The organism is Alloalcanivorax sp. C16-1, from assembly GCF_046507805.1.
Taxonomy (GTDB): domain Bacteria; phylum Pseudomonadota; class Gammaproteobacteria; order Pseudomonadales; family Alcanivoracaceae; genus Alloalcanivorax.
On sequence record NZ_JBKFTK010000004.1, the window covers coordinates 287,233 to 300,933 of the forward strand.

At 67.4% G+C, this 13,701-nt stretch carries 13 protein-coding genes; 7 read left to right on the top strand and 6 right to left on the bottom strand.

Translation table 11 applies throughout. From position 1 onward, the window contains the following. Window positions 1-133 precede the first annotated feature (133 nt). From ACLD0W_RS15130 to ACLD0W_RS15150, 5 genes are all read right to left on the bottom strand, one after another. Entirely contained in the window at window positions 134-706 is a 573-nt protein-coding gene (locus ACLD0W_RS15130; RefSeq protein WP_410308309.1) for a TetR/AcrR family transcriptional regulator, read from the bottom strand. A gap of 83 nt (window positions 707-789) precedes the next feature. After that, a complete protein-coding gene (gene bla, locus ACLD0W_RS15135; protein WP_410308363.1) occupies window positions 790-1,638 on the bottom strand; it encodes a class A beta-lactamase in 849 nt (282 codons plus the stop codon). Between the two features lie 83 nt (window positions 1,639-1,721). After that, window positions 1,722-3,161, bottom strand: a complete 1,440-nt coding sequence (locus ACLD0W_RS15140; RefSeq protein ID WP_410308310.1) for an efflux transporter outer membrane subunit — start codon at window positions 3,159-3,161, stop codon at window positions 1,722-1,724. Then, the gene (locus ACLD0W_RS15145; RefSeq protein WP_410308311.1) at window positions 3,154-6,339 is read right to left on the bottom strand and encodes an efflux RND transporter permease subunit; all 3,186 of its coding nucleotides are present in this window, start codon (window positions 6,337-6,339) and stop codon (window positions 3,154-3,156) included. Before ACLD0W_RS15145 ends, ACLD0W_RS15140 begins: the two co-directional genes overlap by 8 nt. Before the next feature lie 93 nt (window positions 6,340-6,432). Beyond that, the gene (locus ACLD0W_RS15150; protein ID WP_410308312.1) at window positions 6,433-7,617 is read right to left on the bottom strand and encodes an efflux RND transporter periplasmic adaptor subunit; all 1,185 of its coding nucleotides are present in this window, start codon (window positions 7,615-7,617) and stop codon (window positions 6,433-6,435) included. 371 nt (window positions 7,618-7,988) lie between these two features. Here ACLD0W_RS15150 and ACLD0W_RS15155 point away from each other — a divergent pair, with 371 nt between their 5' ends. Next, a complete protein-coding gene (locus ACLD0W_RS15155; protein WP_410308313.1) occupies window positions 7,989-8,957 on the top strand; it encodes an AraC family transcriptional regulator N-terminal domain-containing protein in 969 nt (322 codons plus the stop codon). A 19-nt stretch (window positions 8,958-8,976) separates the two neighbouring features. Here ACLD0W_RS15155 and crcB read toward each other — a convergent pair whose 3' ends face one another. Further along, window positions 8,977-9,369, bottom strand: a complete 393-nt coding sequence (gene crcB / locus ACLD0W_RS15160; RefSeq protein ID WP_410308314.1) for a fluoride efflux transporter CrcB — start codon at window positions 9,367-9,369, stop codon at window positions 8,977-8,979. A 234-nt stretch (window positions 9,370-9,603) separates the two neighbouring features. On the opposite strand from crcB, the gene ACLD0W_RS15165 reads away from it, so the two are divergent. The 6 genes from ACLD0W_RS15165 (at window position 9,604) to ACLD0W_RS15190 (ending at window position 13,689) form a co-directional block, all read left to right on the top strand. Continuing rightward, complete coding sequence (locus ACLD0W_RS15165; RefSeq protein WP_410308315.1) at window positions 9,604-10,611, top strand: isocitrate dehydrogenase; 1,008 nt, start codon at window positions 9,604-9,606, stop codon at window positions 10,609-10,611. A gap of 179 nt (window positions 10,612-10,790) precedes the next feature. Continuing rightward, entirely contained in the window at window positions 10,791-11,054 is a 264-nt protein-coding gene (locus ACLD0W_RS15170) for a YqjD family protein (protein WP_410308316.1), read from the top strand. A gap of 4 nt (window positions 11,055-11,058) precedes the next feature. Further along, window positions 11,059-11,538, top strand: a complete 480-nt coding sequence (locus ACLD0W_RS15175; protein ID WP_410308317.1) for a hypothetical protein — start codon at window positions 11,059-11,061, stop codon at window positions 11,536-11,538. Window positions 11,539-11,606: 68 nt separating this feature from the next. Beyond that, window positions 11,607-12,554, top strand: a complete 948-nt coding sequence (locus ACLD0W_RS15180; RefSeq protein WP_410308318.1) for a cation diffusion facilitator family transporter — start codon at window positions 11,607-11,609, stop codon at window positions 12,552-12,554. Window positions 12,555-12,628: 74 nt separating this feature from the next. Then, window positions 12,629-13,363: a glutathione S-transferase gene (locus tag ACLD0W_RS15185; RefSeq protein WP_410308319.1), complete on the top strand. Its 735-nt coding sequence runs from the start codon at window positions 12,629-12,631 to the stop codon at window positions 13,361-13,363. Next, on the top strand, window positions 13,363-13,689 hold the full coding sequence (locus ACLD0W_RS15190; RefSeq protein WP_410308320.1) for a hypothetical protein: 327 nt from the start codon (window positions 13,363-13,365) through the stop codon (window positions 13,687-13,689). The genes ACLD0W_RS15185 and ACLD0W_RS15190 overlap by 1 nt, the downstream gene beginning before the upstream one ends. Window positions 13,690-13,701: the final 12 nt, after the last annotated feature.

The following is a 13,701-nucleotide window of genomic DNA, read 5'->3' on the forward strand; positions in this document are numbered from 1 at the left end:
AAGGCTTCCGCTCCATCGGCTTTACCAATGGAGCCCTTGAGGCGCCCGGAATCACCGGGCTGAAGAGGAAACTGCCTGTACCGTGCGGTACATCAAAAAGCGATAAAGAAAGGAAATCTAAAAGCGAAAGGGTCTAAGCGCCGGGGCTTTTCAGGCCGTTCAGTATCAGATCGCAGAACGACTCGGCGATCGCCTCCGGGCTGCGATGGCCATCCGGGCGCAGCCACAGGTAGCTGTAGTGATGCATGCCCAGCACCGCCTTCACCGACAACGCATCGGTCTGCTCGAACTCGCCGCTGTCGAAGCCCGCGCTCAGGATGCGCGCCCACACCCCCTCATACTGGCGGTGCAGGTCCAGCAGCGCCTGCCGGTTGTCGCCGGTGACCGCGTGCATCTCGCGGAAACACACGGTCAGCTCCGACAGGTCGTCGGCGACGCTGCGCATCACCGCCCGGGAAAAGCGGCGCAACCGCTGTTCGGCGGGCATCTCCTCGCCCAGCAGCCGCTCCCCCAGCGCCACCAGTTCGCGCAGATAGCGGGTGGTGATCTCGAACAGCATTTCCTCCTTGTTGGAGAAATAGTGGTACAGGGAGCTGCGCCCCAGGCCGGTGGCCTTCTCCAGGTCACTCATGCCGGTGGCGTGGAAGCCCTTGCGGGCGAACAGATCCGCGGCCGCGCGCAGCAGCCGGGTACGATTGTCGTTCATGGGCCCCCGAGGTGGTCGCTGAAGAATCACGGCCGCTCATTATAAGGCCAACACCCGCCGGGTCCATGGCGGGCCGCCGGCGGTCAGGGGAGCACGGCGGCCAGCGCCTTGCCGATGTCGGCGATGGCGGCGTTGCGCCGGGCCAGGGTGGCGTCGGTTTCGGTGAGATAGATGGCCGCCAGTACCGGGCCATGGCCCGGCGGCCACATCACGGCGATGATGCCGCGGGAGCCGTGCTCGCCGGCACCGGTTTTGTCGGCCACGGTCCAGTCGTCCGGCACGCCGGCGCGCAGCAGGTCGTCGGCCACCCGGTCGGCCTTCATCCAGTCCAGCAGCTGCCGCCGCGAGGCGGGACTCAGGACGTCACCGAACAGCAGCGTGCGCAGGGTTGCCAGCATGGCCTCGGGGGTGGTGGTGTCGCGGGGGTCGCCGGGGGTGGCTTCGTTCAGGGCCGGCTCGTAGCGGTCCAGCCGCGTCACCGTATCGCCGATGCCGCGCAGGAAGGCGGTCAGCCCGGCGGGACCGTCGATGGCCCGGAGCACCAGATTGGCGGCGGTGTTGTCGCTCAGGGTAATGGTCGCCTCGCACAGGGCGGCCAGGGTCATGCCGTCTTCCAGATGCCGTTCGGTGGTCGGCGAATAGGTCACCAGATCGTCGCGGGTGTAATGAACGCGCCGGTCCAGGCGTTCCTCGCCGGCGTCCACCTTGTGCAGCAGGGCGCCGCAGGCCAGCACCTTGAAGGTACTGGCGAACGGGAACCGCTGGTCCGCCTGATAGGTCCAGCGACGCCCGCTGTCGGTGTCGGATATCGCCACCCCGACCCGGGCCTGCAGCTCGTTCTCTACCTGCTTCACCGAAGCGATCAAAGCATCGTCCGCCCGCGCCGTGGCCGCCAGCAACAGCAATCCCAAACCCACCACCACACCGCGCATACCACCCATCACGAACACTCCCTCTTCATAACGATTTACCAGCCCCGGCCAACTACCGCGTCCACGATGGAGAAGCGGCTAAATTACCCCCCCGCCGGTACCGCCTCAACCGCTTGCGTCTCATTGTCGTCAGCCGGCAGCGGCGCACCCGCCAGGGTCCTGTAAATGCCCACCATGGCCAGCGTCTCGGCGGTGCGGCTCTCGATCAGATTATCGCGGGTATCGATCAGCTCCTGCTCCGCCGCCAGCACTTCGAAGTAGCCGATGTAGCCCTGCTCATAGCGGGTGCGGGCCAGCTCCGCCGCGCGGCCGGCGGCGTCGGTGGCATCCTCCAACCGCGCACTGCGCACCTGGGCGCGCTGGTAACGCACCAGCTGGGTCTCGGTCTCGGCGAGCGCTTCCAGCACGGTCTGCCGGTAATCCGCCAGGGCCGCCCGACTGGCCGCGTCGGCGGCGTCGATGCGGCTGCGCACGCCGCCGAAATCCAGGAAGGTCCAGTCCACGCCCAGAGCCACGGCGCGGGATTCCGCCGGGCCGCTGAACAGATCGGAGGAATCCGCCGCCACCGAACCGATCAGCGCGTCCAGACTGAAACTCGGGAACAGATCGGCGGTGGCCACGCCGATGCGCGCGGTGGCGGCGGCCAGCCGCCGCTCGGCGGCGCGGATGTCCGGCCGCCGGCGCAGGGCGTCACCGGGGCTGCCCACCGGAATCGCCGGCAGGCTCTCCGGCAGCGGACCCGGCAACGTCAGTTGCCCCACCAGGGCACCCGGAGTCTGGCCGGTGAGCACGGCGATGCGGTACATGCGCTCGCGGATGCCCGCCTCCAGGTCCGGCAGGGTGGCGCGAATGGCGTCCAGCCGGGCGCGGGCGCGCACCCGGTCGAACTCGGTGCCGCGACCGGCGTCCAGCCGGGCCGCCACGATGTCCAGGGATTCCCGCTGGTTGGCCACATTGCGCCGGGCCACCGCCAGCTGCTGTTGCAGCCCGCGCAGTTCGAAATAGTCGCTGGCCAGGCGCCCGACCAGCGCCACCTGCAGCGTGGCCAGGTCGGCGCCGGCGGCGTCCAGGTCCGCCTGGCGCGCCTCGCGACCACGACGCAGACGGCCGAACAGGTCCAGTTCCCAGCGGGCGGCGGCGTTCACCTGGTAGCGGGTGACCCGCTCCTGGTTCGGGTCCATCCGCTCCACTTCCGCCAGATACTGTTCGCCGGCGGAACCATTGGCACTGAGGGTCGGATACTGGTCGGCGCGGGCGCCACGCAGCAGCGCGCCGGCCTGATCGAGCCGGGCCAGGGCCGCGCGCAGATCCTGGTTGGCGTCCAGGGCCTGCTCGATCAGTCGCGCCAGCAGCGGATCCTGGAAACCTTGCCAGAAGCGGCGCTGTTCGCCGTTGAAGGCACCGCTGTCGCGGGCCTCCTCGAAGCGGGCCGGCGCCTGAGGATCCGGGGCCTGGTAATCGGGCCCCACGGCGCAGGCACTCAACAACAGCAGCGCCGCGCCGGACAGTAATACATTACGCATGGTTCTCTCCCGGCAGATGGCCGGCTTCGCCGTCCATCGTGGAAACGTGATCGGTTTTCAGCGGGCCGGCCAGCTTGCGCAGGGCCACATAGAACACCGGCGTCAGGAACAGCCCGAACAGGGTCACCCCGAGCATGCCGGCGAACACCGCCACGCCCAGGGCCTGGCGCACTTCGGCGCCGGCGCCGTGGCCCAATACCAGGGGCACCACGGCGGCGGTGAAGGTGATCGAGGTCATGATGATCGGGCGCAGCCGCAGGCGGCAGGCTTCCAGCGCCGCGTCCACGGTGGCGCGCCCCTGCAGTTCCAGCTCACGGGCGAATTCCACGATCAGAATGGCGTTCTTACAGGCCAGACCGATCAGCACCACCAAACCCACCTGCACGAAGATGTTGGTGTCGCCGCCCATCAGCCACACGCCCACCAGCGCCGACAGCAGACACATGGGCACGATCAGGATCACCGCCAGCGGCAGGGTCCAGCTTTCGTAGAGCGCCGCCAGCACCAGGAACACCAGCAGCACCGCCAGCGGGAACACCACCAGCGCGGCGTTGCCCTGGGTGTGCTGCTGATAGCTCAGGTCGGTCCACTCGAAGTCCACGCCGGCGGGCAACACCCGCTCGCCGATGTCGGTGAGCGCGCCCATCGCCTGGGCGGACGACAGCACCCGCGGGTCGGCCTCGCCGGCCAGATCCGCCGCCGGGTAGCCGTTGAAGCGCAGCACCGGGTCCGGGCCGAAACTTTGCCGCACGTCCACCATGGAACCGATCGGCACCATCTCACCCTGGTTGTTGCGGGTGCGCAGACGGGCGATGTCCTCGACGCTGTCGCGGTAGGAGGCGTCCGCCTGGGCGATCACCTGCCAGGTGCGGCCGAACTGGTTGAAATCGTTCACGTAGGTGGAGCCCAGATAGGTCTGCAGGGTCATGAACAGATCGGTGACCGACACGCCCTGGGCCTTGGCCTTGAGCCGGTCCACCTCGGCGTCCAGCTGCGGCACGTTGGCCTGGTAGCTGGTGATCGGGTAGCTCATGCCCGGGGTCTGCATCACCGCGCCCTGGAAGGCGGTAACCGCCTCCTGGAGCGGGCCATAACCCAGGCCGTCCCGGTCCTCGATAAACAGCTGATAGCCGGAGCCGTTGCCCAGCCCCTGGATCGGCGGCGGCATGAACGAGAAGGCGATGCCGTCCTTGAGGCCGCCGATCCGGGCGGCGATCTCGGCGTTGATCCGCTCGGCGCTGAGCGCCCGCTCGCCGAACGGCGCCAGGGTCAGGAACACCAGCCCGGTGTTGGAGGTGTTGGTGAACTGCAGCGCGTTCAGGCCCGGAAACGAAATGGCGTGCTCCACGCCGTCGATCTCCATGGCGATGTCGGTGACCTGACGCAGCAGCGCGTCGGTGCGATCCAGGGACGCGCCCTCGGGCAGCTTCACCCCGGCCACCAGATACTGTTTGTCCTGGATCGGAATAAAGCCCGGCGGCACCATTTTGAACAGCGCGCCGGTGCTGGCCAGCAGCACCAGATAGATCACAAACACGGCGCCGCGACGGCGCAGGCTGCGCGACACCGCGCCCTGGTACTTGCCGGAGCTTTTATTGAAGAAGCGGTTGAACGGCCGGAACAGCCAGCCGAACAGCGCATCGATAATGCGCGTGAGCCGGTCGCGGGGCGCGTCATGGGGCCGCAGCAGGCGGGCCGCCAGCGCCGGCGACAGGGTCAGCGAGTTGATCGTGGAGATCACCGTGGAAATGGCGATGGTCACCGCGAACTGACGATAGAACTGACCGGTGACGCCGGACAGGAACGCCATCGGCACGAACACCGCGCACAGCACCAGGCCGATGGCGACGATCGGGCCGGACACTTCCTTCATGGCCTGGTGGGCGGCGGCCACCGGGGTCAGCCCCTCCTCGATATTGCGCTCCACGTTCTCCACCACCACGATGGCGTCGTCCACCACGATGCCGATGGCCAGCACCAGCCCGAACAGGGTCAGGGTATTGATCGAGTAGCCCAGCAAGTACAGCACCGAGAAGGTGCCCACCACCGACACCGGCACCGCCAGCAGCGGAATGATGGACGCCCGCCAGGTCTGCAGGAACAGGGTCACCACCAGCACCACCAGCAGTATCGCTTCCAGCAGGGTCTGGATCACCGAGCGGATCGAGTCGCTGACGAAAATGGTGGTGTCGTAAACGGTGCGGTACTCCACGCCTTCCGGGAAGCGCTCGGACAGTTCGTCCATGGTGGCGACCACCTGCTCGCGGATGTCCAGGGCGTTGGCGCCGGGGGCCTGGAAGATGCCGATGGCCACCGCGTCCTGGCCGTCCAGCCGCGCCCGCAGGGTGTAGTCGCCGGCGCCCAGTTCCAGCCGCGCCACGTCGCGCAGGCGCAGAATCTCGCCGTCGTCGCCGGCCTTGAGCACGATGTCGCCGAACTCCTGTTCGCTGGTCAGCCGCCCCTTGGCGTTGATCAGGGTCAGGAAGTCACTGTCCGGCATCGGCTCGGCGCCGATCTGGCCGGCGGAGACCTGCACGTTCTGTTCGCGCATGGCTTCCACCACGTCGCCGGCGGTGAGCCCACGGGCGGCGATGCGCTCCGGGTCCAGCCAGGCGCGCATGGCGTAGTCGCCGCCGCCGAAGATCTGCGCTTCGCCGACACCGCTGATGCGCGCCAGCTGGTCGCGCACGTGCAGACGGGCGTAGTTGCGCAGATACAGGGTGTCGTAGCGGGCGTCCGGTGACACCAGATGCACCACCATCAAAAAGGTGGGCGACTGCTTCTGGGTGGTCACGCCCTGGCGGCGCACCGCTTCCGGCAGCCGCGCCAGCGCCTGGCTGACCCGGTTCTGCACACGCACCGTGGCATCCTCGGCGTTGGTGCCGGGGCGGAAGGTAATGGTCATTTGCAGCACGCCATCGGAACCGGCCACGGACTTGAAGTACATCATGTCCTCGACCCCGTTGATCGCTTCCTCCAGCGGCGTGGCCACGGTCTCGGCGATCTCCTTGGGGTTGGCGCCCGGGTAGACGGTGCGCACCAGCACCGAGGGCGGCACCACCTCCGGGTATTCACTGATCGGCAGGTTGGGTATGGAAATCGCCCCCACCGCGAAAATGATGATGGACAGCACCGCGGCAAAAATCGGCCGGTCCACGAAAAAACGGGAAAAATTCATGACAAAGGGCTCCTGAACGGCGGACCTGTGTCCGCCGCCTGTGCGTCGTTCCCTGGGGGTTATTAGTGCCTGGGTTAAGTCAGCGTCCGGGGGTCAGCGGTTGGCGATTTCACCGGCGGCGGTGGGCTCCCCCATGGCGATGGGGTTGGGCGCCACCGGCTGGCCCGGGGCGAACACTTTCTGAGTGCCGTTGACGATCACCCGGTCGCCGGACTTGAGGCCATCGCGGACCACGATCAGGTCATGCACCTCGCGGCCGGTGACCACCGGCCGCCGGGCCACGGTGTTGTCGTCGCCGACCACGTAGACGAACCGCCGTGCCTGGTCGGCCATCACCGCCTTGCGATTGATCAGCACCGCCTGTTCAAGCCGGGCCACCGGCATTTCCACGCGGGCGAACTGGCCCGGTTTAAAAATGCCATCCGGGTTGGGCAGTACCGCCCGGTAACGCAGGGTGCCGGTGTCCGGGTTCAGCTGGTTGTCCACGAAATCCAGGGTGCCGGAGTGGGGAAAGCCGCTCTCGCCGGTGAGACCGATGCGCAGCGGCGCGCTCTTTCCCTCTTGCAGCAGGCTCTGGACGCCCAGGGCGTCGGACTCGTTGCTGTCGAAATAGACGTGCAGAGGGTCCACCGACACCACCGTGGTCAGCAGCGTCTGGTCGGCGTTGGCCAGGTTGCCCTTGGTGACCAGGGCGCGGCCGGCACGGCCGGCCACCGGCGCGGTGATGCGGGTGTAGCGCAGGTCCAGCTCGGCGCTGGCCAGGGCGGCTTCGGCCTCGTCCACCAGGGCACGGGCGTTGAGCAGCGCCGCCTGACGCTGGTCGTATTCCTCCCGGGAGATGGCGCGGGCGTCCAGCAACTTGCGGGCGCGGCCGGCCTCGCCCTCGGCGAGCTGGCGCTGGCTGCGAGCCTGGCTCACCGAGGCCTTGGCGGCGCGCACCCGGGCCTCGTAGGGGCGCGGATCGATGCGGAACAGCAGCGCGCCGGCTTCCACCAGCTCGCCTTCCTCGAAGGCCACTTCATCGATATAGCCGCTGACGCGGGGGCGCAGTTGCACCGTCTGCGGGGCTTCCACCCGGCCGGTGAAGGTTTCCCACAGGGTCACCGGTTCCACCAGCACCCGGGCCACGTCCACCTCCGGGGCCGGAGGCGCGGCGGCGGCGTCCGCTTCACCGCGGGCGTCGCAGCCGGCCAGAACCAGCAGGGCCGCCATCAGCAGCGTGGCCAGCCCCCAGTACAGGCCCGCGCCCGCCGCCGGGGCGTCGTTGAGATTTTCCATGGTGTCGTACTCCGTATGCGTTAAGCGATGAACGGTAATTCCTCAACTTAAGTTCAGGTCAAGCCCGAAGCCGTTGTTATTCTGAGAGGGAGGTTATGGGGGTGTACTGTAGCGGCGGGTGCCACCACGGCGTTATCGAGTTCCTGCCGCTTACTTGCCTGATCCTGTAAAGAGCGTGCCAGAAGATGGCACAGCCCTGCGGACACCGGGCCCCGTTTCGGGGCACTGTGAAGGTCGGTTGCCCGTTCCTGCGCGGTGCTTGCCCAATCCTGCAAATATCTGGCTTTTTGTCATAAAAGCCGCTAAATACGGGCGTAGACTCGCCACTTATTGATGCCACCACCGTTTCACCGTCGACCGGAGGACGCCCCGTGACCGCCCGCCCACAGATTCACAACCTGCCCGACCCCGAACTCGGCCGCTTGGCGAAAACTCTTTCCAGCCAGATCCAGAAGTGGGCCCCCAACGAGGGGGTCAATGCCACGTCCATCGCTGGCCTGGACCTGTTCCGGGCCGACTCGACCACCAGCTGCATGGGGTCCTCGATCTATGATCCGTCCCTGTGTCTGATCGCCCAGGGCGCCAAGACAATCTGGCTGGGCGACCGGGAGATTGATTACGGGCCGCTGAGCTGTCTGGTGTCGTCGGTGCATTTGCCGGTGCTCGGCAAGGTCACCCGGGCATCGCCGGAGGAGCCCTACCTGGGCCTGAAAATCACCATCGAGCCCCAGGAAGTCACCGACCTGATGCTGGAATTGGGCGACGCGGCCCTGGACATCGACGACGACCCGGAATGCACCGAAAGCGCCTGTGGCCTGGGGCGGGTACAGGCGGAGAAGGGGCAGGTGGAAGCCATGCTGCGGCTGCTGAATTTGCTCGACAGCCCCGCCGACGCGCCGATTCTGGCGCCCCTGGCCCGGCGCGAGATTCTTTACCGGGCGCTGACCGGCGAGATCGGCCCGCGCCTGCGCAAACTGGCGGTGGCCGACAGCCAGGTGCACCGTATTTCGAAGGTGATCTCGGTGCTCAAGGACCGGTTCAGCGAACCGTTGCGGGTGCGCGACCTGGCGGACATGGCGAACATGAGCGAGTCGTCCCTGTTTCACAGCTTCAAGCAGGTGACGCGCATGTCGCCGCTGCAGTTCCAGAAGAAGCTGCGCCTGCACGAGGCGCGCCGGTTGATGCTCTCGGAAGGGCTGGAAGCGGCCACCGCCAGCTTCCGGGTGGGCTATGAGAGCCCGTCCCACTTCAGCCGCGAATACAGCCGCCTGTTCGGCAATCCGCCCCGGGCGGACGTGGTCAAGCTGCGCGGCGAGTACCCGGAGACCGCCCGCGCCTGAGGCGCGCCGGCCCGGGCGTTCAGCGCGTCAGCCAGTGACGGGCCAGGGCCACCATGCCCAGGCCCAGCCCGGTCATGCACAGGGAACCGACCACATGGGCGGCGATGCCCGCCGCCGCCAGTCCCCAGCGGCCGGCCTGCAGGTTGATGAACATCTCCGCGGAGAACGAGGAGAAGGTGGTGAGCGCGCCGAGAAAGCCGGTCACCACCAGCAGCCGCCACTCCGGCGTCAGCGACGGCAGGCCGGCGAATACCCCCAGGGCCACGCCGATCAGCCAGCCGCCCAGCAGGTTGGCGGCCAGGGTGCCCAGCGGAATGGCGGGAAACAGGGCATTCAGCCCGAGACTCAAAAACCAGCGCAGATTGGCGCCCAGCGCCGCCCCCACCGAAATCGCCACCACCGATAACCACATCAGGCCGTCCCCTTCCCGTCGAAAATACCCGGATATGATGACGCCGAAGTCCGCCCCATGAAACCTCTGGCACGAAGCTTGCCTTCACGCCCCCACGAACCGGCGCCTGTCTGGTAGACTGGCGCCCTCCTGGTGATCCCAGACCCGGCCCGTTCACCCGGCGATGCGAAAGTCGTATCGACGGTGAAGGCCAGCCAACCCATTATCCAACCCGATAATCGAAGGAGTTCTTCCATGGCGCAGACACGCGTAACAGTCATCCCCGGCGACGGCATCGGTCCCGACATCGTAGAGGCCACCTTGCGCCTGCTGGACGCCCTGGAATGCGACTTTGCCTACGACCGGGCCATCGCCGGCCAGACCGCTCTCGATCAGGGCATGGACCTGGTGCCCCAGGAAACCCTGGACATGATCGAGAAGAACACGGTGGCCCTGAAAGGCCCGATCACCACGCCGGTGGGCAAGGGCTTCCGCTCGGTGAACGTGACCCTGCGCAAGCACTTCGATCTGTTCGCCAACCTGCGCCCGGCGCTGTCCATCCCCGGGGTGCGCTCGCGCTACGACAACGTGGACATCCTCACCATCCGCGAGAACATCGAGGGCATCTACTCCGGTGAAGGCCAGATGGTCAGCGACGACGGCGAACGGGCCGAGCTGCGCAGCGTGATCACCCGCAAGGAATCCAAGCGGCTGATGCGTTTCGCCTACGAAGCCGCCCAACGCCTGGGCCGCCGCAAGGTCACGGTGGTGCACAAGGCCAACATCATGAAATCCACCTCCGGCCTGTTTCTCAGCGTGGCCCGATCGGTGGCCGAGGAATACCCGAACATCGACCATGAGGAAATGATCGTCGACAACTGCGCCATGCAGCTGGCGATGAACCCGCACCGCTTCGACGTGATTGTCACCACCAACCTGTTCGGCGACATTCTTTCCGATCTGTGCGCGGGCCTCACCGGCGGCCTGGGGCTCGCCCCCGGTGCCAACATCGGCGAACACCGCGGTATTTTCGAGGCGGTGCACGGCAGCGCCCCGGACATCGCCGGCAAGGGCGTGGCCAACCCCACCGCGCTGATGCTGGGCGCCGGCATGATGCTCGAGTACCTGGAAATGAACGAAAAAGCCGAGCGGCTGCGCGCCGCCATCCGCCACGTGGTGGGCGAAGGTCAGGTGGTCACGCCGGACCTGGGCGGCAGCGCGTCCACCGACGAGTTCACCGACGAGCTCATCAAACATCTCTGAGCGCACGCTTTAGCAATCTTTTGCAAAGCCGCCCGGCCCGCGCCGGGCGGCCTCTCGACGCCGCGTCCCCCGCCTTTCCCGCGTTTTCCCTGATCCTCGTCTATAGGCAGCACCCGCCCTGGTTGTCTATGCTCGGCCTGTTCAAGGATATCCATCAAAACCGACAGGAGGTGGTGAATATGAGCCAGGAAACCGAAGCGCTCAAAAAGGACATCGAGCAACTGCGTCGCGATCTCGGCGCCCTTACCGAGGCCGCCAAGCGCAGCTCCCAACAGAAAGCCCAGGCCGGCGTCGATCAGGCCCGCGCCCAGTTCGACGATGTGCGCGCCCGCGCCGAGCTGCACACCGAGCAATGGGGTTCGCAAATCAAGGAACGCCCCCTGACCAGCGTGTTCGCCGCCTTCGGCGTCGGCATTCTGCTCGGCAAACTGATCAGCCGCTAACGCCATGAATCTGCGCCGGCCCCTTTCGTCCCTGTTCAGCCTCAACGCCCTGGTGTGGCTGGCCATGCTCACCGGCCTGGCCACCCTGCTGTGTTTCGCGGCGGCGGGGTGGCTGGCGCTGGCGCCCCACGTGGGCGCGCCCCTGGCGTCGCTCTACACCGGCCTCGGGCTGCTGGTGGTGACCGTGCTGCTGGCCTTGCTGGTACGCCGGGCGGTGGCCTCCAAACCAGAGACCCCGTCCGACCACCCGCACACCCCGGCGGCGGAGGCCAGGCTGGAAGACAGCCTGCGGCCATTGATCGGCGACAGCGCGCTGCGCTGGACCCGTGACAACAGCAGCCTGGTGGCCATCGGCGCCCTGGCCGCCGGCGTATTGATCGCCGCCAGCCCGGGCACGCGGCGCTTTCTGACCCGCGCCGCCGGGCCGGTGGTGACCCGTAAGGCACTGGAAGCCTACCGCGGTTACTCCAACGACCAGGACTGAGCCGCGAGCCCCGTTCGGGTAGACTGATTGCCTTTCGTATTTTCGTTTCCGGCGACACGAGGGTGATGATGAAAACCGAACGCGGGGTGCTGATCCTGTCCACCTTGATGGCCCTGGTGGTGGGCAGCGCGGCGGTGACCGCCGCCAGCATCACCCACTCCAAGGCCATTCTTCTGGACGGTCTGTTCAATCTGGTCTACTTCCTGGTGGCGCTGATGACGGTGCGCATCAGTGCCCTGACCACCCAGCCGGACGACCGTAAATTCCCCTTCGGCTACGGCTACTTTGAGTCCCTGGTGAACGCCGGCAAGGGGCTGCTGATTCTGGGTGTGTCCCTGTTCGCCCTGGGCGACGCGGTGCTGGCGCTGTTCTCCGGCGGCCGCGCCATCGTCGCCGGCCCGGCCATTCTCTATGCCCTGTTCGCCACCCTGGCCTGCTCGTTCACCGCCTGGACCCTGTACCGCGCCAAGGAACGCCTGGACACGCCCCTGGTGCGCGCGGATTTCGAAAACTGGCTGATCAACTCGCTGATTTCCGGCTCGGTGCTGCTCACCTTCAGCTTCATTCCGGTGGCCCGCTGGCTGGGCTGGCACCAGATCGTGCCCTATGTGGACTCGGTGCTGGTGATCGCGGTGGTGCTGTTCTGCCTGGGCATGCCGATCCGCATGGCCCGGGGCGCGCTGATGGAGCTGCTCAACCGGGCGCCGCCGCGCACCCTGCGCCGGCCGGTGCGCGCCGCCATCGACGCGGCCCTGGCGGACCTGCCGGTGCGCCAGCTGGAGGTGCGCATGGTGCGCCCCGGCCGCCAGCTTTACGTGATGACCCATGTGGTACTGCCCCCGGACTTTCCGCCGCAGGGCGGCCTGGCGGCCCTGGACGCGATCCGCGAGCGCCTGCGCCGGGCGGTCACCGAGGTGTACCCGAACACGGTGACCGACACCGTGTTCACCGCCGACCCGCGCTGGGCGGAGCCCTGCGAGGGCGGTCAGGGCGACGGCGGCGCGGCCCGTTCCTAGGGCGGCCCGCTGGACGCGGGTCCGATGGTTGGCCTAGGGTTTGAACGTCAACAGGAGCGAACAGGGAGACCGTGATGCGCTACGAACTGTTCTATTGGCCGGGCATTCAGGGACGCGGCGAATACGTGCGCCTGGCCCTGGAAGACGCCGGCGCCGAGTACCTGGACGTGGGCCGGGGTTCACCGGACCAGGACCAGGGGGTGCCGGCTCTGGAAATGTACCTGAGCGGTGACGCCACCCCGCGCCCGCCGTTCGCGCCGCCGTTTCTGAAAGCCGGCGACCGGGTGATTTCCCATGTCGCCAACATTCTGCAATTCCTGGCGCCGCGCCTGGGACTGATCGGCGAGGACGAGGACCAGCGGTATTGGGCCCATGGCCTGCAGCTCACCCTCACCGACTTCGTCGCCGAAATCCACGACGTGCACCATCCGTTGTCGTCCACGCTCTATTACGAGGACCAGCGGGACGAGGCCGGACGCCGCGCCGCGCTGTTCCGCCGCCATCGCCTGCCGCGCTTTCTGGAATACTTCGAGCAGGTGCTGGAGCAGAACCCCCGGGGCGCGGAGCATCTGGTGGGCGAGCGCCACAGCTACGTGGATCTGTCCCTGTTCCAGACCGTCACCGGGCTGCGCTATGCCTTTCCGCGCGCCATGCGTCAGGTCGAGCAGGACCTGCCCAAGATCGACGCCCTGGTGGCGCGGGTGGGCGAACGGGAGCGGGTCCGCGCCTATCTGAATTCCGAGCGGCGCCAGCCGTTCAATGAGGACGGCATTTTCCGTCATTATCCCGAGCTGGATGGAGAACTGTGATGGCTCATATCGTCTGGGACGACCCCGGCGCGCACAGCGTGGCCGACTATTACGCCAAGGACCCGAACATCGACGCCGAACCGCACGCCGGCAGCATTCTGTCGGCGCGCCATCGCGGCCGGGTAATCCGGGTACGGGTGGAAGCCTACGACCGGGAAGCCGGCCTCAGCCATGGTGAAGTGGCGGCGATCATCGACCCGGAGTCCGGCAAGCGCACCGACCGCCACGGCGACCTGGCGGTGGGCGACCGGGTGGCGCTGCCCGACGACAAACGGGCCTTCGAGCCGTCGGCGCCGGACCAGGAGGACGACGACCAACCGTCCTGATCCGGCGCGGTT

Coding starts and splice junctions, on each gene's coding strand:
- ACLD0W_RS15130 (WP_410308309.1), bottom strand. CDS start 706: ATGAACGACAATCGTACCCGGCTGCTGCGCGCGGCCGCGGATCTGTTC.
- bla (WP_410308363.1), bottom strand. CDS start 1,638: ATGCGCGGTGTGGTGGTGGGTTTGGGATTGCTGTTGCTGGCGGCCACG.
- ACLD0W_RS15140 (WP_410308310.1), bottom strand. CDS start 3,161: ATGCGTAATGTATTACTGTCCGGCGCGGCGCTGCTGTTGTTGAGTGCC.
- ACLD0W_RS15145 (WP_410308311.1), bottom strand. CDS start 6,339: ATGAATTTTTCCCGTTTTTTCGTGGACCGGCCGATTTTTGCCGCGGTG.
- ACLD0W_RS15150 (WP_410308312.1), bottom strand. CDS start 7,617: ATGGAAAATCTCAACGACGCCCCGGCGGCGGGCGCGGGCCTGTACTGG.
- crcB (WP_410308314.1), bottom strand. CDS start 9,369: ATGTGGTTATCGGTGGTGGCGATTTCGGTGGGGGCGGCGCTGGGCGCC.
- ACLD0W_RS15165 (WP_410308315.1), top strand. CDS start 9,604: ATGGCGCAGACACGCGTAACAGTCATCCCCGGCGACGGCATCGGTCCC.
- ACLD0W_RS15170 (WP_410308316.1), top strand. CDS start 10,791: ATGAGCCAGGAAACCGAAGCGCTCAAAAAGGACATCGAGCAACTGCGT.
- ACLD0W_RS15175 (WP_410308317.1), top strand. CDS start 11,059: ATGAATCTGCGCCGGCCCCTTTCGTCCCTGTTCAGCCTCAACGCCCTG.
- ACLD0W_RS15180 (WP_410308318.1), top strand. CDS start 11,607: ATGAAAACCGAACGCGGGGTGCTGATCCTGTCCACCTTGATGGCCCTG.
- ACLD0W_RS15185 (WP_410308319.1), top strand. CDS start 12,629: ATGCGCTACGAACTGTTCTATTGGCCGGGCATTCAGGGACGCGGCGAA.
- ACLD0W_RS15190 (WP_410308320.1), top strand. CDS start 13,363: ATGGCTCATATCGTCTGGGACGACCCCGGCGCGCACAGCGTGGCCGAC.